Source organism: Arsenophonus nasoniae DSM 15247 (genome assembly GCF_000429565.1).
In the GTDB taxonomy this organism is placed as follows: Bacteria; Pseudomonadota; Gammaproteobacteria; order Enterobacterales; family Enterobacteriaceae; genus Arsenophonus; species Arsenophonus nasoniae.
In genome coordinates, this window is record NZ_AUCC01000001.1 from 57,352 (window position 1) to 76,978 (window position 19,627).

The 19,627-nt window shown below is 38.4% G+C and carries 20 protein-coding genes and 1 other RNA gene; 8 read left to right on the top strand and 13 right to left on the bottom strand.

Annotated features, from left to right (window positions below; genetic code table 11):
• The 6 genes from rpsI (at nt 1) to mtgA (ending at nt 6,103) form a co-directional block, all read left to right on the top strand.
• Complete coding sequence (gene rpsI, locus G468_RS0100300; RefSeq protein ID WP_026821376.1) at nt 1-393, top strand: 30S ribosomal protein S9; 393 nt, start codon at nt 1-3, stop codon at nt 391-393.
• A gap of 387 nt (nt 394-780) precedes the next feature.
• Nucleotides 781-1,422, top strand: coding sequence for a stringent starvation protein SspA (gene sspA, locus G468_RS0100305; protein ID WP_026821377.1), 642 nt, complete (start codon nt 781-783; stop codon nt 1,420-1,422).
• A 6-nt stretch (nt 1,423-1,428) separates the two neighbouring features.
• A complete protein-coding gene (gene sspB / locus G468_RS0100310) occupies nt 1,429-1,920 on the top strand; it encodes a ClpXP protease specificity-enhancing factor (protein WP_026821378.1) in 492 nt (163 codons plus the stop codon).
• 232 nt (nt 1,921-2,152) lie between these two features.
• Nucleotides 2,153-4,486 carry an aerobic respiration two-component sensor histidine kinase ArcB gene (gene arcB, locus G468_RS0100315; protein WP_026821379.1) on the top strand — a complete coding sequence of 778 codons (2,334 nt, stop codon included), beginning with the start codon at nt 2,153-2,155 and terminating at the stop codon, nt 4,484-4,486.
• Nucleotides 4,487-4,727: 241 nt separating this feature from the next.
• Nucleotides 4,728-5,384 (top strand): isoprenoid biosynthesis glyoxalase ElbB, encoded by a 657-nt coding sequence (gene elbB / locus G468_RS0100320; RefSeq protein WP_026821380.1) that lies wholly within the window; start codon nt 4,728-4,730, stop codon nt 5,382-5,384.
• 2 nt (nt 5,385-5,386) lie between these two features.
• A complete protein-coding gene (mtgA, locus tag G468_RS0100325; RefSeq protein ID WP_026821381.1) occupies nt 5,387-6,103 on the top strand; it encodes a monofunctional biosynthetic peptidoglycan transglycosylase in 717 nt (238 codons plus the stop codon).
• A 651-nt stretch (nt 6,104-6,754) separates the two neighbouring features.
• Here mtgA and dolP read toward each other — a convergent pair.
• The 4 genes from dolP to G468_RS0100345 form a co-directional block, all read right to left on the bottom strand.
• The gene (gene dolP, locus G468_RS0100330; protein WP_026821382.1) at nt 6,755-7,330 is read right to left on the bottom strand and encodes a division/outer membrane stress-associated lipid-binding lipoprotein; all 576 of its coding nucleotides are present in this window, start codon (nt 7,328-7,330) and stop codon (nt 6,755-6,757) included.
• A 9-nt stretch (nt 7,331-7,339) separates the two neighbouring features.
• On the bottom strand, nt 7,340-7,930 hold the full coding sequence (gene diaA, locus G468_RS0100335; protein WP_026821383.1) for a DnaA initiator-associating protein DiaA: 591 nt from the start codon (nt 7,928-7,930) through the stop codon (nt 7,340-7,342).
• Nucleotides 7,931-7,952: 22 nt separating this feature from the next.
• Complete coding sequence (locus tag G468_RS0100340; RefSeq protein ID WP_026821384.1) at nt 7,953-8,333, bottom strand: YraN family protein; 381 nt, start codon at nt 8,331-8,333, stop codon at nt 7,953-7,955.
• A gap of 112 nt (nt 8,334-8,445) precedes the next feature.
• Nucleotides 8,446-10,134, bottom strand: coding sequence for a penicillin-binding protein activator (locus G468_RS0100345; protein WP_026821385.1), 1,689 nt, complete (start codon nt 10,132-10,134; stop codon nt 8,446-8,448).
• 59 nt (nt 10,135-10,193) lie between these two features.
• Between G468_RS0100345 and rsmI the strand changes: the two genes are divergently transcribed.
• Together rsmI and rnpB are read left to right on the top strand one after the other, a co-directional pair.
• Nucleotides 10,194-11,090, top strand: coding sequence for a 16S rRNA (cytidine(1402)-2'-O)-methyltransferase (gene rsmI, locus G468_RS0100350; protein WP_026821386.1), 897 nt, complete (start codon nt 10,194-10,196; stop codon nt 11,088-11,090).
• A 67-nt stretch (nt 11,091-11,157) separates the two neighbouring features.
• Nucleotides 11,158-11,533: RNase P RNA component class A (rnpB, locus tag G468_RS22215), an RNA gene on the top strand.
• Between the two features lie 103 nt (nt 11,534-11,636).
• On the opposite strand, the gene dagF is transcribed toward rnpB, so the two are convergent.
• From dagF to G468_RS0100400, 9 genes are all read right to left on the bottom strand, one after another.
• Nucleotides 11,637-12,380 (bottom strand): 2-dehydro-3-deoxy-phosphogluconate aldolase, encoded by a 744-nt coding sequence (gene dagF / locus G468_RS0100360; protein ID WP_034249111.1) that lies wholly within the window; start codon nt 12,378-12,380, stop codon nt 11,637-11,639.
• A complete protein-coding gene (locus G468_RS0100365; protein ID WP_026821388.1) occupies nt 12,380-13,495 on the bottom strand; it encodes a DgaE family pyridoxal phosphate-dependent ammonia lyase in 1,116 nt (371 codons plus the stop codon). The genes dagF and G468_RS0100365 overlap by 1 nt, the downstream gene beginning before the upstream one ends.
• On the bottom strand, nt 13,479-14,618 hold the full coding sequence (locus G468_RS0100370; RefSeq protein ID WP_026821389.1) for an amidohydrolase/deacetylase family metallohydrolase: 1,140 nt from the start codon (nt 14,616-14,618) through the stop codon (nt 13,479-13,481). Before G468_RS0100370 ends, G468_RS0100365 begins: the two co-directional genes overlap by 17 nt.
• A gap of 27 nt (nt 14,619-14,645) precedes the next feature.
• Nucleotides 14,646-15,296 carry a DUF4310 family protein gene (locus tag G468_RS0100375; RefSeq protein WP_026821390.1) on the bottom strand — a complete coding sequence of 217 codons (651 nt, stop codon included), beginning with the start codon at nt 15,294-15,296 and terminating at the stop codon, nt 14,646-14,648.
• Nucleotides 15,297-15,298: 2 nt separating this feature from the next.
• On the bottom strand, nt 15,299-16,090 hold the full coding sequence (locus G468_RS0100380; protein ID WP_026821391.1) for a DUF4311 domain-containing protein: 792 nt from the start codon (nt 16,088-16,090) through the stop codon (nt 15,299-15,301).
• 27 nt (nt 16,091-16,117) lie between these two features.
• Nucleotides 16,118-16,414, bottom strand: coding sequence for a DUF4312 family protein (locus tag G468_RS0100385; protein WP_026821392.1), 297 nt, complete (start codon nt 16,412-16,414; stop codon nt 16,118-16,120).
• Nucleotides 16,414-16,779, bottom strand: a complete 366-nt coding sequence (locus G468_RS0100390; protein ID WP_026821393.1) for an SFCGS family glycine-rich protein — start codon at nt 16,777-16,779, stop codon at nt 16,414-16,416. Before G468_RS0100390 ends, G468_RS0100385 begins: the two co-directional genes overlap by 1 nt.
• A 20-nt stretch (nt 16,780-16,799) precedes the next feature.
• Nucleotides 16,800-17,138: a PRD domain-containing protein gene (locus tag G468_RS0100395; RefSeq protein ID WP_026821394.1), complete on the bottom strand. Its 339-nt coding sequence runs from the start codon at nt 17,136-17,138 to the stop codon at nt 16,800-16,802.
• A 486-nt stretch (nt 17,139-17,624) separates the two neighbouring features.
• Nucleotides 17,625-19,559: a BglG family transcription antiterminator gene (locus tag G468_RS0100400; protein WP_026821395.1), complete on the bottom strand. Its 1,935-nt coding sequence runs from the start codon at nt 19,557-19,559 to the stop codon at nt 17,625-17,627.
• Between the last annotated feature and the right edge of the window lie 68 nt (nt 19,560-19,627).

Sequence of the window (19,627 nt, forward strand, 5' to 3'; positions counted from 1 at the left end):
ATGGCTGAAAATCAATACTACGGCACTGGTCGCCGCAAAAGCTCTTCCGCACGTGTCTTCATTAAGCCAGGTAGCGGTAATATTACTATCAATCAACGCAGCCTTGAGGAGTATTTTGGCCGCGAAACGGCGCGAATGGTTGTTCGCCAACCGTTAGAATTGGTTGATATGTTACAGAAACTGGATTTATACATTACCGTTAAAGGTGGTGGCATTTCTGGTCAAGCAGGTGCAATCCGTCATGGTATTACACGTGCATTGATGGGATATGACGAGACACTACGTTCTGAACTACGCAAAGCTGGATTTGTTACCCGTGATGCGCGTTCTGTTGAGCGTAAGAAAGTGGGGCTGCGTAAAGCACGTCGTCGTCCACAATACTCTAAACGTTAATTTTTTGTTTTTGCAACAAATTATTAATATAAGACCCGCCTTTAGGCGGGTTTTTAGTATGTTATAAATTTATATTATCTTGCGAATATTAATTTAAATTTTTTTGCTATTAATTTTTTCAATAAAAAAATGTTCTAATTTTGTACATTTATCATAAAATCTTGTCAAACTTTCCCCCATATTGACCAAAATCTGATAGACTATAGGCCATTAATTTCTTATCTATTTCCACCAAATTTGGTGGAAATAACATGTATTAATTGCAGTTCAATGAATAGATGCCTGTTAACTGAGTGATTGGTTTACAAGTGTTTTAAACATGTGAGAATGGCCTTATTTATTATATTATGGCTGTTTGGTCTTTTTTAATAAAACTTGGAGGTTTTCATGGCTGTCGCTGCCAACAAACGTTCGGTAATGACACTGTTTTCCGGCCCGACCGACATATTTAGCCATCAAGTGCGGATCGTATTGGCAGAAAAGGGCGTGAGCGTTGAGATTGAGAATGTTGAAGCAGGCAATTTGCCTCAAGATTTGATTGATCTAAATCCTTACCAAACAGTACCAACGCTGGTCGATAGAGAATTAACATTGTATGATTCCCGCGTTGTTATGGAATATCTTGATGAACGCTTTCCGCATCCACCATTGATGCCGGTTTATCCAGTGGCTCGTGGTAGTAGTCGTTTGATGATGCATCGGATAGATAAAGATTGGTATTCTTTGATGTATAAGATTGAAAATAAAGATCCTCAAGCTGATGCTGCCCGTAAGCAGTTAAGAGAGGAGCTGATATCAATCTCGCCAATTTTTAAAGAGATGCCGTTTTTTATGAGCGAAGAATTTAGTCTGGTTGACTGCTATTTAGCTCCACTTTTATGGCGTTTACCTTTTTGGAATATCGAAATCCCCAAAGGAAAAGAAACCGAGGGCATTCGTTCTTATATGGAACGTGTATTTGAACGAGACTCTTTCCTTGCTTCATTAACTGAAGCTGAACGTGAGATGCGTTTATCTACCACAGGTTAATTTATTATGGAGTTGTTAGGAATGTCGCCACGTCGTCCTTACCTTCTTAGGGCTCATTATGAATGGCTTCTCGACAATAATATGACACCCCATTTAGTTGTGGATGTTAATATTTTTGGTGTAAATGTACCGATGGAATATGCCCATAAAGGACAGATTATTTTAAATATTACTCCTTCTGCTGTCGGTAATTTAGAGTTGACGAATGAAATCGTCAGTTTCAGTGCCCGTTTTGGTGGTGTTCCTCGCCGTGTTGAAGTACCCATGTGTGCTATTATTGCTATCTATGGGCGCGAAAATGGAGCAGGAATGATGTTTGAACCCGAACCAGAATATGAGAGTGGCTCAGGTGATTCTGTTGCTAAAAGTGAAAATTTAGTGCTTATTAGTGATACTGAATTGTCAAACGAAGCACAAGAAATAACGTCAATTTCATCTTCTGATGATGAGCCGCCGACGCCACCAAAAGGACGCCCGACGCTACGTGTTATTAAATAAGGTATATTATAATTGAGGGGAGTATAAAATACTGCCCTTTTTTTATTTCTAAATCTCTACTTTTTGTTTATTAAATTTATATTTATCTGATAATTATAAAACTTCGTTTATAAGTTAATTCATTGTTTATGAAAATCTAAATGTAATTTATCCCTCATAATGTATGTTAGATCCCTCTGCTTTTTATCTATATAAGTTATGATTTAAGCTGATTTTCGGTATTGGAGTGTGTATGAAGCTGCTTAAAGGACTTGCTCAGTATTATGTTGATTTAATGATGAAGCTTGGCTTAATTGGATTTTCCTTACTATTAGCCACAGCACTGGTTGTATTAGCTATGGTATTACAGATAGCGGTTGATATTTTATTGTATGGCAATGTTCATAATATTGATTTGGTTCGCTCTATCTTTTTTGGATTGATTATCACGCCTTGGGCGGTCTATTTTCTTTCTGTGGTTGTTGAGCAACTTGAAGAGTCTCGTCGTCGCTTATCAGGTATGGTTGATAAATTAGAAGTTATGCGGAAGCGTGATGCCGAGCTTACTGACAAACTTAAAGGAAATATTGCTCAGCTAAATTTGGAAATTGCAGAGCGTGAAAAAGTACAAAAAGCGCATTTAGAATTATTAGAAAAATTGCAAAAAGAGATGAAGCGTCGAGAGCAGACACAACTTGAGTTCGAACAGCAGTCTATATTATTACAATCATTTTTAGATGCATCTCCTGATCTTGTTTATTATCGTGATGAAAATAATGATTTTTCTTGTTGTAATAGAGCAATGGAATTATTGACAGGTCGTAGTGAAAAGCAGCTTATTGGACTAACCTATCGTGAAATTTATGGTGAGGAGGTTGCAGAGAAAGAGCTTGAAACTGATGAAAAAGTATTTCGTCATAATGTGTCATTAACCTATGAACAATGGTTGGTATACCCAGATGGACGAAAAGCATGTTTTGAAATACGTAAAGTCCCGTTTTATGACCGGGTGGGGAAACGTCATGGGCTAGTAGGGTTTGGGCGCGATATTACCGAGCGTAAGCATTATCAAGAAGCGTTAGAAAATGCCAGTAGGGATAAAACAACATTTATCTCAACCATTAGCCATGAGCTTCGTACGCCGCTTAATGGGATTGTTGGACTGAGTCGTATATTACTCGATACAGAATTAACTAATGAACAAACAAATTATTTGAAAACTATCCATGTCAGCGCCATCACTTTAGGTAATATTTTCAATGACATTATTGAGATGGATAAGATTGAACGTCGCAAAGTTAGTTTAGATAGTCAACAAATTGATTTTAATGAATTCATTTCTGATATTGAAAACTTATCGAGACTTTTAGTACAACCTAAAGATTTAAAATTTATCCTAGAAGTAAAAGAAAATTTACCGAGTAAGATCATTACCGATGCAACACGGTTACGGCAAATACTATGGAATTTAATTGGTAATGCTGTGAGATTTACTCAACAAGGTGAGATCAAGGTTCGTATTTGGTACGAAGGACATGAGCAGCTTTTTATTCAGGTTATTGATAGTGGTATTGGGATCCCAAAAGAAGAGCAAAAAAAAATTTTTGCGATGTACTATCAGGTAAAGGGTAGTGCTGGTGGCCGGCCAGAAACGGGTACTGGGATTGGTCTTGCTGTTTCTAAGCGATTAGCGCAAAGCATGGGAGGAGATATACAGGTAGCTAGTACATTAGGAGTAGGTTCTTGCTTTACTGTATCCGTTATAGCGCCAATTGTCGCCAAAACGGTTGACATGCCAATACCAGAAGCTGTTTTACTACCTAAATTGCATATCCTTTTGGTGGAAGATATTGAATTAAATGTTATCGTCGCGCGATCTGTATTAGAAAAATTAGGTCATACCGTTGATGTTGCGATGAATGGTAAAGAAGCATTAAAAATGTTCAAAATTGGCAGTTATGATCTGGTTTTATTGGATATCCAACTACCTGATATGACCGGTCTCGATATAGCTCGTCAGCTTCGTCAAACCTATGCTAATGATGAACTTCCACCGTTAATTGCTTTAACTGCTAATGTATTGAAAGATAAAAAAGAGTATCTTGTGGCAGGTATGGATGATGTATTGAGTAAACCACTCTCGGTAAGCGCATTAATAAAGATTATTGAAAAATATTTAACTGATTGTAAAAATAAATCCATCAACATTCCGCTAAAACAATTTGTTAATCATGATGACATATTAGATATCAACATGCTCAACCAATATTTCGAACTAGTTGGCCCAAAACTTATTGAAGACAGTATAAAGATCTTTGAAAATATGATGCCAGGATATCTATCTTTATTAGAGTCTAATATTGTGGCTAAAGATCGTAATGGGATTATTGCCCAAGCCCACAAAATTAAAGGTGCAGCAGGAGCAGTTGGTTTACGCCATCTCCAGCAGTTAGCTCAACAGATACAATCTCCTGATTTACCTGCCTGGTGGGATAATATTCAAGAATGGTTTGATGAATTAAAAGTCGATTGGCAAAAAGATGTTGAGGTTTTGAAGCGATGGTTAGTGGTAGCTGAAAAAAAATAACCCCAACCGAAGTTGGGGTGCGCGAATATTGCGCCAACACCAGGGAAATCGTTTTTTACTCGCCAATTATGATATGAATGAATGCAGATGGTGAGTAAAATAGAAATCTTGATTTTTTTGTCAGCCAATCAACATAACAAATATAATCGTTTTTGTTACAAGATTCATTAAAATTTGTGACCAAGTTCCATGTTATCACATTAAATGAATTAGTAACAATCTACTACAAATGGAGTCAAATATGAAACCTATTGCAGTAATTTTAAGTGGTTGTGGTGTATTGGATGGTAGCGAAATCCATGAGTCAGTACTTACTATATTATCTTTGAGTCAAAATAATGTTGAAATGTGTTTTTTTGCGCCTGATCGAGAGCAACTAGATGTTATTAATCATATAAGTGAAAAAGAAAAACAAGAAAAACGAAACATAATGGTCGAATCTGCACGTATTTCACGTGGAAAAATAGCGCCTTTAGCATCTGCAGATGCCAATAAGTTTAGTGCAGTCATCATTCCTGGTGGATTTGGGGTTGCAAAGAATTTATCTAATTTTGTTATTAAAGGAAGTGATTGTGAAATAGATAAAGATTTATTAACATTTTGTCGCAAAATTCACCAACAAGGAAAACCCATGGGGTTGATGTGTATTGCACCTGTTATGTTACCAAAAATTTTAAATAAAACGGTAACGTTAACAATAGGCAATGATAAAGAAACCATTGCTCAAATAGAACAAATGGGCGGGAAACATATTATTTGTTCCTTTGATGATATTGTAGTTGATGAAGAGAATAGAGTAATCACAACACCCGCTTATATGTTAGCATCATCACCTAATGAGGCATGGCAAGGGATTAATAAATTAGTTAAAAAAGTTATCGAGATGGCTAGCCGTTAGTTATGTTAGCTTACTTATTATGGCATTGGTTAAAAAGGACATTATTAATCTTATCTTCTTGTTGGTTAATAACGATTTTGATTTTTAAATTTTTGCCTGTTCCTTTTTCGATGGTAATGTTAGAAAGAGAAATTAACGCTTGGTTATCATTAAATTTTTCTTATATTTCTCGTTCCTCTTGGGTAGAAATTAATGCCATCTTGCCGAACATGTTAATTGCAGCTATTGCTGCAGAAGATCAAAATTTCCCAAATCATTGGGGATTTGATTTTCAGGCAATAGAAAGCGCCATCAACCAAAATCCGGCTAGTAAAAAACCTGTCAGAGGGGCTTCAACTATCACTCAACAAGTTGTAAAAAATCTTTGGCTATGGGATGGACGAAGCTGGTTACGTAAAGGCGTTGAAGCTATTATGACGCCAATAATTGAAGTTATGTGGTCTAAAAAGCGGATTTTGACGATTTATTTGAATATAGCTGAGTTTGGTGAAGGTATTTTTGGCGTAGAAGAGGCGGCAAAATATTATTTTAAAAAACAGGCAAATCAATTAAATGAAGCGGAAGCTGCCCTATTAGCGGCAGTTTTACCAAATCCGTTAGTTTATCAAGTAAAAAGACCATCTAATGATTTATTAATAAGACAAGCATGGATACTGCGGCAAATGCAGCAATTAGGTGGTAAGAATTTTCTGAAAAAATATGGCTTCATTGCTAATTAATTTTAGTGCTAGTATAAAATATTGAAAATTTAATTTTTATGGATTTTTATTATTTACATAAGAGAATTATTTCTTTTGTTTATTATTTTTATTAAATTATAAATTTTGTTATTTTAGACGTCAAATAACTAACTGAGTTTCAGTAAAAAAACCGATAAATCAGTGCATAAACCAGCAAAATAGCTACTGGCACGGTTAAACAAATTCAGATGTTATAGTTTTTTTACTTTCCAATTAAATATTCCCTTACCTAAAAATAGAGTTATACAGAAACTCCACTGCTAACTATTCTCCTAACAGCCCTTGGAGGGAGTATTGTTGCATGAGTAATATTTACATTGAGTGATATTATTTAACATGAATCGTTGTTCGAAAAAAAGTGATCGTAATTCCAGATTGAGAAATTTAAACACGTTACACAACTGATGGCATTTCCATACAAAGTGCTTATATTGAAGAGAAGTAGTTACTTTAATCTACTTAATTTTTTTAAAATTATTGTGAAATTAGTTATGATAACCAAATATTGAGCTGCCTTTAATAAAAGACAAAATGCGGCTAGTAAGTATGCTAAGGGTTGTTACCCGACATCATAGCTGCCAGGTAACACAGTTAGCAAGGTAATTACTTTTTATATTGAGTGAGAAAATATTAATTAAGATAGGTAAATGCCGTAGTCACACGTTTAACGCCATCTGTCTCACTAGCAATTTTTGCTGCGGCAGCGCCTTCTTGTTGGGTGAGAATACCAAGTAAAAACACCTCTCCATTTTCTGTAATAACTTTGACGGTAGATGATTTAACCGAATCACTGGTTAGAATTTGCGATTTTATTTTGGTTGTTATCCAGGTATCTTTAGAAGCCGTACCAAGATCAACGGGTGTTGCCTGGCGGATTTCGTTATAAACTGCTTCAACACCTTCTACTTTGGTTGCTATCTGTTTCGCTCTTTCAGCTAACGCCAGATCAGGCGCTTGGCCGGTAAGTAGTATCTTACCTTCATAAGCCGTAGTAATAATACGTGCATCACGGATAATTGCATGATCTTTGTTAATAGCAGCGCTAACGCGGGCTTCTAATGTTCCATCGTCGACCTGGCGACCTACACTTCGCGGATCCGTCGCACTTTTTGTGGCGACCGCCGCTGAACCTATTACAGCAGCACCAAGGCATCCTTGTAACAAAAGGCTACTGCATATTATGGTAATTAGAGGAAAAAGTCTCATTATTATTCCTTAGTCATCTTGATGCGGAAAAAGTGTATTATCGATTAGATCACATAAACAGTTAACTGTTAATAGGTGAACTTCTTGAATTCTAATGCTTCTTTGCGAAGGTATGCGAATTTCTACGTCCTGAGTGCCTAATAAACCGGCTAATTCTCCGCCATCATGCCCGGTTAAGGCCACTATAGTCATATCACGAGCTAGTGAAGCTTCAACCGCTTTTATCACAACGCGGCTATCACCCTTGGTAGCAATTGCCAGGAGTACGTCACCAGATTGGCCTAATGCACGCACTTGTTTAGCATACACTTCTTCCGGTTTTTGGCCATTCGCAATCGAGGTTATAATCGCATTATCTGTGTTAAGACATAAAGCGGGAAGGCTTGGACGTTCAGCTTCAAATTGATTGATCATACTGGTTGCAAAGCGTTGTGCAATAACTGCCGAGCCGCCACTGCCGCAACATAAAATTTTATTACCATTTAGTAAGGCGTGAACGATCATAATCGCTGCACGAGAAATAGCATCGGGTAATGCTTCAGCTGCGGCAATTTGTGTTTGAATACTTTCGGTAAAACAGGCTTTGATTTTCTCCAACACGTTAAGACCTACTTACATATAATTAGTGGATGGTATCATAGTCACTAAAGGCATTTGGTAACCATTCAAACTGATTCCCTGTCGTAGCACAAATATCAAAACGACATAAAGCGGTTTCTATGTTTTCATTATGTTTAAGCAGCCATAATTTTGCGGCCGCAAGTAATTTTTTTCGTTTGCTTAGAGTTACTGACATTAATGCATTACCGAACTTATCATGGCGGCGAAAGCGTACTTCAACAAATACCCAGATGTTTCGATCTTTCATAACTAAATCGATTTCTCCAACTGAGAAACTCACATTGCGGCTAATAAATTGCAGCCCTTGCTGTTGTAAGAATTGTTTGGCTTTGTATTCGAAATGGCGTCCTTGTATCCAAGATAAATTTGGCGATTTTAGCATAGTGGATATCCTTATCTGTCAGGTGAAGATGCCGTTAAGATGACACTTTAATCACTATTTTACTCTATTTTTGTCTATTGGCTGATAAATTTTACTTTTAACTGACAATTTATTAAAGCAATTGAACTTTCCCTTGTTGAAATTTTAACCAAGGTAGGGAACGAAAAATAACGCAATTGTCACTATTAACGCTTAATTTGCCTGTGGCACCATTTAATTCAATATTATTTTGGTGTAGTTGGTTGAAATGATTGGCTAAAAGCCAAGCATCAATCCCCATGGCGTAAAGACGAATCAAGGAGTAATCAGCCGAAAGCCGTTGATTAGCTTGTGTTAGTAAAGCGGAATTAGCAGCAGCAAGTAAAGGGATTTCGCTGAATTGCAGATTTTCCATTTCCAGATAATAATCGGTACTTAAACCCGTTTGATGACTACGAGAACTGGCATAAAGTGTTGGCCGTGTGCGACTATCGGTTGCCATATCTATCATCGGTTTAATCAATGATAATTCATCACTTGTGGCCACAATATACACGGCATCAATAGCCTCTGCCATATCGTTGGTATTTGATGCTGGCTGTTCGGCAAGCATGATTGGTGTGCCTATCATACGTATTCCAGTACTCTGAGCCGTTCGGGCTTTTAGGCTATTAATATCACCAAAAGTTTGTTTACGTACCGAGGTTTGTTTCAATTTTAACCATTCTTGAGCAAATACATTTGCAATACGTTCCCCAAAAGGTGAAGCAGGGATCAAGAGCAATGGTGCTTGTTTACCTTGTTTTGCAATATGGCGAGCCGCATTGATGGCTTCATCTTCAGGCGATAGAGAAAAGTAACAGACATTATTTTTAAGTGGCATTTTATCAGGATCTAATTCATTTAATGTCAATAAATTTAATGGAGTATCTATTTGGATAGCTTTAAGAACATCCGGTTTTAATAATGGCCCGACAACCAAAGTAATGCCATCCTGCTCGGCTTGGCGAAGTAGTGTCTCAATCGATTGAGTATTGGTATCGTATACTTTAACCTGTTGATTATTAATTGGCGCATTGTCAATAACAAGCGATGGAGTTTGTAGATTGTTTTCTTGCGCTATATTATTGCTACTGTTAGTAATTGAATCAATAATACTTTGGACAGTATCACTATTCTGGTTGTTTTGCTCAGATGAGTTGGTTGTTGTGGTCTGATTAATAGGTAATCCTTTTTGGGCGTCAAGAAAACCTTGTAAAATGGCTTCAGCAAATATTTTGCCATTATTACTTAAAGGCAAGAATAGACCAATTTTAGGGTTGCTATTGATTGAAGAGTGATGAATGATTTGTATTAGTGCTGTTGGGGAAGTTTTAACACCTGGGTTAGCTGGATAGCGTATTTTCCAATCGTTAAATGCATTATTTAATGCCGCAGGATCTTGGTAGTTATTATGGTAGAGATCAAGCAGATCAACCCATCCCTGTAAGACATTTTCATCCGCCCTCACATCGAGTTTTTGAATTTGTTCAGCAGGCATATTGATTAACATTTGCCAAAAATCATCAATATTCTTTTGGTGACTAACCTGATCTTTTAAGAGTGGTTCTTGCGCAATATAGGCGCGTAAAGCTTTAGCTGATGGTGTACCATTAGCAGCATCAATAATTGATTGATAATGGCTGATTTCAGAGCTTGTCTGTATGGTTGCATCAGCGGTCGGTTTACTTTGATCTACTGAGGAATGACATCCCACTAAGATAAGTGAGGATAGCATTGCTATACAGATCAAACTTTTTTTAACAAAAATTGAAGAACGCATACTTTGTCCAGTGGTGTAATTATCATTGCTCAATTTTAATCGGTTATTCGGAAGAAACAATGAATGAACCTAATCAAGCTAAAGAGGTAGAGATGGTATCAACGCTATATATTGTACCAACTCCTATTGGTAATTTGGACGATATCACTCTGCGTGCATTGCAGATCCTTAAGCAGGTGGATCTTATTGCCGCGGAAGATACCCGGCGTACGGGTTTATTATTGCAGCACTTTTCTATTAATACCCGCATGATGTCCTTACATGATCATAATGAACAGCAGAAAACAGATCAATTAATTCCGCAATTAAAACAGGGACTAAGTATAGCGTTAGTTTCTGATGCAGGAACACCATTAATTAATGATCCAGGTTATCATTTGGTAAAAAATTGTCGTCAAGCAGGTATTCGGGTAGTTCCTTTGCCTGGGCCATGTGCCGCAATTACGGCGCTATCTGCTGCCGGTATCGCTTCAGATCGCTTTTGTTATGAAGGTTTTTTGCCGGCAAAACGTAAGAATCGGCAAGAGGTATTGCAGGGGTTAATGGATGAGTCTAGAACCCTTATTTTTTATGAATCACCTCATCGTTTGTTAGACACATTAGCAGATATGGTCGCTATTTGGGGCGCTGAACGTTATGTCATCTTGGCACGAGAACTGACAAAAACCTGGGAATCTATTCATGGTTTGCCGGTTAGAGAATTACTTGAATGGGTAAATGTTGATGAAAATCGTTATCGTGGCGAAATGGTATTGGTGGTTGAGGGGTATAGAGCACCAAAGGAGGCTAGTGCAGCCATTTCCTCTGAGGTGAAGAAAACATTAGCATTATTACAACAATCATTACCGTTAAAAAAAGCGGCGGCCATTACCGCAGAAATTTATGGTTTAAAGAAGAATGCATTATATAAGCATGCCCTTGAACAACAAGTTAACTCTGATAGTGCAATCAAGTAGGTTAGCAATTGGCCAGCTATTATAAATAACTATACAACTTAATGTTAAATCTCTATAATTTGGCGTTGGAGTTAGCTAGACGACCGCTGCTTTGTTGTTGGTTACCAGTGGTAATTGATAATTTAGGGGAGGAAAGTCCGGGCTCCATAGGGCAGGGTGCCAGATAACGTCTGGGAGGCGAAAGCCTACGACTAGTGCAACAGAGAGTAAACCGCCGATGGCTATTAAAAGCACAGGTAAGGGTGAAAGGGTGCGGTAAGAGCGCACCGCGCAGCTGGCAACAGCTTGTGGCACGGTAAACTCCACCCGGAGCAAGGCCAAATAGGGGTTCATTAGATGCGGCCCGCATCGAACCCGGGTAGGCTGCTTGAGTCAGTGCGCAAGTGCTGACCTAGATGAATGGTTGTCCACGACAGAACCCGGCTTATCGGCTGACTCTAAACCATTAAAAAACCCCATTGTGAGTAAACTTACAATGGGGTTTTACTTTTTAACTATTTAAAGTGCAATAGAATTGATAAACCGATTATTTATTATCAATAGCGTCTATAAGCACTGCTTTGTCATTTCAAGTAATTTTTTGACGTCCTCAGGGCGGGTATTACCGGTTGTTTTATCGATAATAGAGCTGTAAATATGCGGAATAATTTTCTTTACACCAGCAGTTAATGCAATTTTAAGAATTTCCGTGTAATTGTCTAAGTCGATACCGCCGGTTGGCTCAAGATAAAAATCACAATTAGCACAAGCCTCGGCAACAACTTGATACTCTTCGCGATATTTTAATCCTGCCATATTAAAAAATTTCACTGAGCTTGCGCCCATATCTTTTAACATTGCAATTGCTGTTTCAACAGGAACAATCGCATCTGGATAATTTGAGCTTAGCGGTCCAGTAGAAATTTTCACTTTACCAACTTCACCAGTGGGTGAAATAAGCGCATTAACGATAGTCTGTTCTTGGCCCAATAGTGCACGACTGGTTGCTGCACCAGTGAATACTTGGTTTACATGTTGAGGTTGAATGACTTTAGCAATTTGTGAAACCATATTAGATTGATTGGGATCGCCTGCACCTAAACCGACAGAAAGCGCATTATCAATTTCATCAGCATATTTAGCCATATCTTCGATAGCACTATTTAAGTCAGCATAGTTTTTCGACAGCACGCCAACCACGACATAAGTTTCAGCAGCTTGATAAATATCTTTAGCATTTTGGTGAGAGCCTGCTAGAACATTCAGACAAACACGATCATGATAGAAATTAGGGGTTAATTGTTTTCCCATTATTTGACTCCAGTAACAACTTGGCGTATGCGTGAGACAATTGTTTTCATTTGTTCGTTAGTAACACTACGGATATCAGCCTCAACTTTCCCTTCGTTGGCTTTATATTCGCGAAAATAGATAGCGGTATCGCCTTGTTTTAATTCTGCCATCATGGCGAAAGTGGTTTTACCAATGGCTTTTTGATCGAAGCTTATTTCTGCTCGAGCAATATCACGGCCAGCTGCATCCCAAACAATTTGGGCTTTAACCCCTTTAATTTTGTTGAGATCATTAATAAAGTCAGACATCCGCTCAACCATTTGTTTGCCGGTTTCTTTTTTGGCAGTTAGGTAGAGTTCAATCGCTAATGTTAGTCCTAAAATACCTTCTTTACCGACTTTCATTGCGCGACCTATGCCGCTACTTTGTTGTTTAACCCACTCAACATATTGGTGTTTACCAATGACTAGCCCGCTAGTTGGACCTTCAATTGCTTTAGCACCACTGTAGATCACCAAATCAGCCCCGTCTTGATAATAAGCCATTAGATCTTCTTCTGCGGCTGCATCGACTATTAACGGGATTTTATGTTTTTTAGCAACTTGCGCCGCTTCTTTTACCGTTAACATACTTTTTTGTACGCAGTGGTGCGATTTAACATAAAGAATGGCTGCGGTTTGATCGGTAATTTTAGCAGCAACTTGGGCTGCACTACACTCATTAGCATAACCGGCTTCGACAACTTCACCCCCACCAAGCGCGACCATGGTATCAACTGGTGCACCATAATTAACGTTATGCCCTTTCGGTATAACAATTTCACGGGCAACAGGTTGATGAGAAGTGTGAAGATTATAAAGTAAATCAGCATTATCTTTTACTATCACGGCCGCGATGGATTGCGCAATTCCTGCTGAGGCACAAGACACAACCACCGCATTTTCCACCTCAAGTAGTTTGGCAATATATTGCCCGGTTTTATTTACCAGATCTTTGATTTCAAAGTAATGATTAAGTCCATAGCCGACGCGCTCTGTAACTTCCGCTTTGGGCGTAGAAACGCCTAGCATTGTCATGCGACCGGAGGCATTAATCACATTTTTGAGTTGATATTGTTCATAAATCGATTGCATATTCAGACTCACTTTCTGTGGAAATGATTTCTTTACCGCCAACAATGGCAACAACAGGCACAAACTTATGGCTACCATAGCGTACCTCACCTTCTGCATCAGAAAGTTGAGTGCGCTCTTCTTTGAGATCAAAGATAGTGAAGTCTGCGTCCATACCGATGTCTAGATAGCCTTTACCTTGCAAATGGAGCAGGTCAGCGGCTTTTTTCGTGACACAATCAATGATTTGTTGTATGGAGAATCCCATACAAAGAAATTTAGTCATCACGAAAGCCAAACTATAAACTGGACCATTGATACGATTTTTGTGGTAAATATCGGAACTGATGATATCAGGATAAGTACCAATACGCATAGCTTGTTCCGCAACTTTAAAGCTGAAACTTTCACCACCGTGACCCACATCCAAGATCACTCCACGAGCAAGTGCACGTTGAATTGATGGCTTTAAATTGCCATTATCATCCAGAATACGATTAGGTTTACCATTAAAACAGTGGGTAATGATATCACCTTTGGTTAACAAATCTGCGATATCATCAAGATTGGGTGGATTATTACCAATATGTACCATTAATGGTAACCCACTTTTTTTCTGCATTGCTTTTGCTTTGACAAGCGGAGTTATACCATTTTCACCAACCACGCTCTTACTCATGCGTGCTTTTATCCCGACGACAAAGTCTGGATGATCATCGATAGCTTTTTGTAAACTAGCTTCGTCAATTTGCTGCATATCGGCTAATTCATTTTGGGCAATAATACCTGTTTTAGCGATATTAAGCAGTGAATAGACATTGGTTTTGACTTTACGTGTAATAGCAAAAAAGTGATCAATATCATCTGCGCCAACACTACCAGCATCTACTAGTGTGGTAACCCCGCAGGATGCGCCGGCTAAGTCGGGTTCATCGAAGTAAATCGGTGATTCTGGGTAACAATGGGTATGGGCATCGATCCAGCCGGCACTAATATAAAGTTCGCCTTTTAAATCAATCGTTTTAGTTGCTTGTTGTCCTTTGGCAGCATCAGAGCCAATGGCAACAATTTTGCTATCACGTACTAAGATATCAACGATCTGGTCGTTGATAAGTTTCCCTTGTTTGATAATGAGATCGTTCATAATAGCCTTCTTTATTTTCTTGCAAATTTAGGCGGCGATAGGGAAAAAATAACCCAGAATCATCGCACCGAGTATGGCTCCGCCGGCAATCGGTTTTTTCCAAATATAAAAAAGTAATGAACCAATAAGCGAACCAATACCAATTGGAATCGAGGCTGCCATCGCGGCTAAAATGATCAATGGGCCTAAAAACCGACCAGAGGTGTTACCTGCACCCATCATGACATCAGCCCCGAAGGTGGAATTAGTTTGTCCCACGGTAAATTTGCGAGCGAAGATAATGATACAACCAATAACGATACCTAATACTAGGCCGGTCATCAGCGATGCCCAGAAATTGGTGACTAAAAAGTCCATACCACTAGCCAGTAATAACGCTGGTACGCCTAAACCAAGTCCCGTTTGTAAAGCACCACCTATATCCAAGATCCCTACCAGCGAGCCTTCAATGATACGGGCAAAGAGGAAACTAGCACCAAATGCCGCCACTGCACCAAAAACACCGGTATCAAGACCGGAACGTAGCATAGCCACGAAGGCAACTTCATTGAAAGCACCGAAGCCATAAACGACATACATATGAGTTCCAGCAAAGATGCCGGCAGACAGTAGTCCAACAAACAGAGGAAATGACCACTCTGCGTACCAAAAGTCTTTTTTATTGATTTCCGTTGTCATAATTATTCTCCACTCATGATTTGGTGGATATGTTGCAGCCAGTTAGGTGCACCAAGATGGAAAGATTCGAGTATTTTGACATCAAATCCGCGGAAGAAGGCGCTGAGTACGAACAATAAGATTACTGCCACCATCATAGTGCGGGTGATTTTTGTCCAGCCACTATCGTCGACGCCTTTACCAATCAAGATCCCAAGCACAAGGCCTGGAATAGCATTGCCCATAATAAGTTGTGCACAACCACCAAGCAGGGTTGCCCAAAAACCTGAACGACGACCAGCATCCATGGCGGCTAACCAGAAGATGACCGGCATGACAATTTCGACTAATAAATTTGCCGCAGGAACTAAGACATTAATTGCTGTAGTTTGTAGCGCAGCAGGCACGGCAGAAGCCGTTGTATTTAAGAAAGCAACCACTATGGCACCGATAATGCTACAGGCAATGGCCATTTTCTTCGGATTATGCATTGTTTCCGCGACATTGCGGTTTTTTATCATTAAGACGGCAGTACCCCAGTTGGGTATAATTCGGTGATCAACGTCTTGCGTAAAAGCACCAGCAGCAACGGATGATGCCCAAGCATTGAAGAAAAAACCTAAGCCGAATGAAAAGTGAGAAGCAGGATCGCCTTCACAGGAATTTAATTCACCTAATGTACGGAAAGCTCCCATACCTTGAACAGTGGGTGCGTGAAACATACGCGCAGCACCTGCACCGAGGCCAAAACCACATAAGCCACCAATAATTAGGGACATGCCGAGTATTTCTAAAAAAGACGTTGTCTCGCCCATGACATTTTCTCCAAATCAAGATACCGATTATTCATCGGTAAATGTGATTTCTTTAACATTTAGCAAGGTGATATCTAGTGAAACATCTAAAACAACAGAGAAATATTCACGCTTGCGGGGTAAGAATAAAAAAAGAAACCTTTCTGTTGTCGTTTTTACTTTAGCGCTGATAACGGTGATGTCTTTCGGTTCGATACGTAGCAGAATGTTATCAGTGTTTTTTAGTACGGTACGTTGAATTGAACTTAGTGCATCAGCAAGTGCTTTTTGTCGGGAATTCCCGTGACCATTAACACGTACAGATGTTTCCATTTTCTGTTTCATCATGCATTGCCATGTTTCTTATTAAATGCTTTGACTAAACGTTCGCCCAACTCTTCTTTATCCATAAAACCAAACCCAAGGACATTACAGCCATCTGCAATCGCCGTTTCGCCTTCTTCAATCGAACGCATACCATAACGTGCTTTATAGCCATACTTAGTTTGAGCAGTGATGGCACCTGCACCGCCACTACCACAAAATGAGATCCCTAAATCTGCATTATGTTCTTTCATTACGTCGCCTAACTTCATATCAGCAGCAACGCCAGGAATAACAGTTGCTTTACCACCGGCAGCTTCAACACCGGCAGCCACTTTTTGTCCTTTGCCTAAACGATCACCAATAACGACATGGATCTGTTTCATATTTAATTCTCCTATTATCTTTAAGAGTTAGAACGCGCTACTTCAAAATGAACTGAGAGCAGATAAGCCTCTTCCTGAGCCAAGCCAGGCAAGGTGTGAACAACTTTCTCGGCCAAGGCAATGGATTCAGGGGATATTTCTTCAAACAGTGAGACATCCACTTCAGGCAGAGACTCACCTGTTTTTGCTCTCTCTACCATTGCTTTAACGTGAGAACGTAGCATCTGCTGTTGAACATCAGTTGTATGGGCCCCTTCAGTTTTTAGCCAGCCATCAATAATAGAAATTAATTTATTGGTGACAGTCTCTACATCCAGGTTGTCTTTTGCGACATTAAAAACAATTGAGGATTCACTCATAAATTTTCGCTATCCCATTTGGAAATTAAAATAAAACTGGTCTTTTGCTATTGTTAATAACTTTAGTCCTTTCCAGTATGGTTTTGGAGAGGAAACATTTCCACTTTCAACTGGCAAATATCTGGAAAAATAAAGACAAAAATAACGATTTAATTTTAATCAAATTGGAAATGTAACTAAATCAGGGACTGATTTTTTATTATTTCTGTTGTTATTCAATACATTGGGATATTATTATTTTTGTTATATTTCAGTTGATTAGCTAATTTAAAGTTGGTTAATTATTTGTTTCTTTAGTAAGCTTATTAAGTGGAAATAGCCTACTAAATCATAATAGGTTTCTGGAAGTTTGGCTTGCCAATTTAAAGTAGCTCAAAGTATGTGGTGAGCAAAAAGATAAAAAAATTGCCTGTCTTATGATAATGATCACTAAAAATGGCACTTTTAGCTTATTATTTCCACTTTTCCACTATTTAGTGGAAATTATTAATTAATACGACTTAGACTATCCTTAGCAATAACCTGAAAATCATTGAAATTTCTACTATTAATTAGTCTCTTGGTTGCTTTTTCTTTGACGAAAGTAACAAATAACTCATAAATAGCGATTGCTTCTTCATAATCAGCTTTACTAATGGCTAGCAGAAAAATGACATTAGCCACTTCCTTGGTTTCTGCATTCCACTCGATCCCTTGTGGTGAAATTATCGTAACAACCACCGTTTTATTTGCCAATAAACCTAATGAGTGAGGTAAGGCAATACCTTCGCCTAGTAAGGTTGACACAATGGATTCTCGTTCGATCAGCGATGGATAAAAATCGCTAGTGACATAACCATCGGCTTGAAGTTTTTTACAGATTTTTTTAAATAGCGCTTCTTGGCTAATTTTTTCATTAAGTATGATGAAATAACGTTCATCAAAGAATCGTTCAATAATATAAGGTTTGGTTTGGTTGATCATCGCTAACCGCCCAACCTGCTCCAGTTGATAAGGAGTCGGAAAGGGAGCGATTTTCACCACTGGTTTATTTTTTTCCGCTAATCGAATGGTGGTAATGACAAAATCTTCATCGATGTTTTTTAAGGCTTCATATTCTTGTAATGATAGTGCACGATTAAATTTCAGTTGAGGAAATTCACGCATAATTTTGGTTTCTATAACCCGTACTGTTGAGTTGCCTGAATCAGTAACGACTAAAACCTGAGTTGGACGATGTTGGCTGGTACCATAATTACATTCCAAACTTACTCCAATATGGACTGCTAGATAACCAAGCTCGTCTTCACTAATTGGGTAAGGAAGCAGGGTACTAGCACTGCGTAGGGCATCGAGGGTGACATCATAAGCAAAAGGATAATATTGTTTGATATCGTTAAGTAACGGATTCGGGGTATTAATATTAAATTGTAAACGAGTCAATAAGGTGGCGAGATGGGTGGTCAAGTCACGTTTTAGTTTCTCATCATTGCGTAAATCGTAATTATATGAATCGTTTATATATTGCAAAATATGATCAAGTAATTTGGTATGTAAACCTGTTTTTTGCGTGGGCGGTTCATTACCAATAATACGTTGAGCAGCTAGCTGTGTGCATAAGTAAGCTTGTTCTGCTTTTGATAGATCACCACCGAGAAAGTAAATCAGTCCGTTAGAAATCTCTTTGACCGCGTTTTGAATAACAGGATCCATTTCATTATTAATAAAAGTGGTTAATTCACGGCCACGAGTAATACGCAAGATAGTGGTAGCACAATTAAAGATAAGATATTGGTGGCCTTCGTTAGTTAGTCGAATATCAAAGCGGCTAAGGCTATTTTGCAATACTTTATCAATATAGGTTAAATCAATATTATCAAGATAGGTCATACTAAATTTAGCGATGTCTTTATTTATTTCCTGGGAGAAACGCCGCCATAATATTTCGGTAATACAAGTACGAATGGCCCATTCATTACCACTTAATCGTATCCCTTGATGTGGAATACCTTCCAACTGAATGTCATGTTTATGCAAATATTCTCTGACAATACTCATATCCTGCTGTATGGTACCGCGACTGATAAACCATTTTTCTGCAATATCATCAAGTTTAACGGGTAATGGCAACATTAAAAGCTTTAATAATAATGCATCAACTCGATCTTTCGCTGTACGCGGAATATTTTCATCATCCGCTATTTTTTCCGTTTTGATGGTAGCAAAAAGGGCTTCGTTATTAATTTTTAAATGGTATCCGTTGCCGCGCTCATAAACGATGCACGCATCATAATCCTGCAAATATTCATTTAATTCGTTGATGTCTGAACGTATGGTGCGCGTTGAAACACCAAAACGTTTAGCAAGTTCTTCTTGCGATACAATTTCGGTCTGAATATTAGTAAAAATTTGATGGATACGTTGATTTGTAAAAACAGCCACGAGTTATACCTTTCAATTAATAAAATAGAAAAGTTGTTTGTGATTGAAGATGATATCCTAGTTAAAAA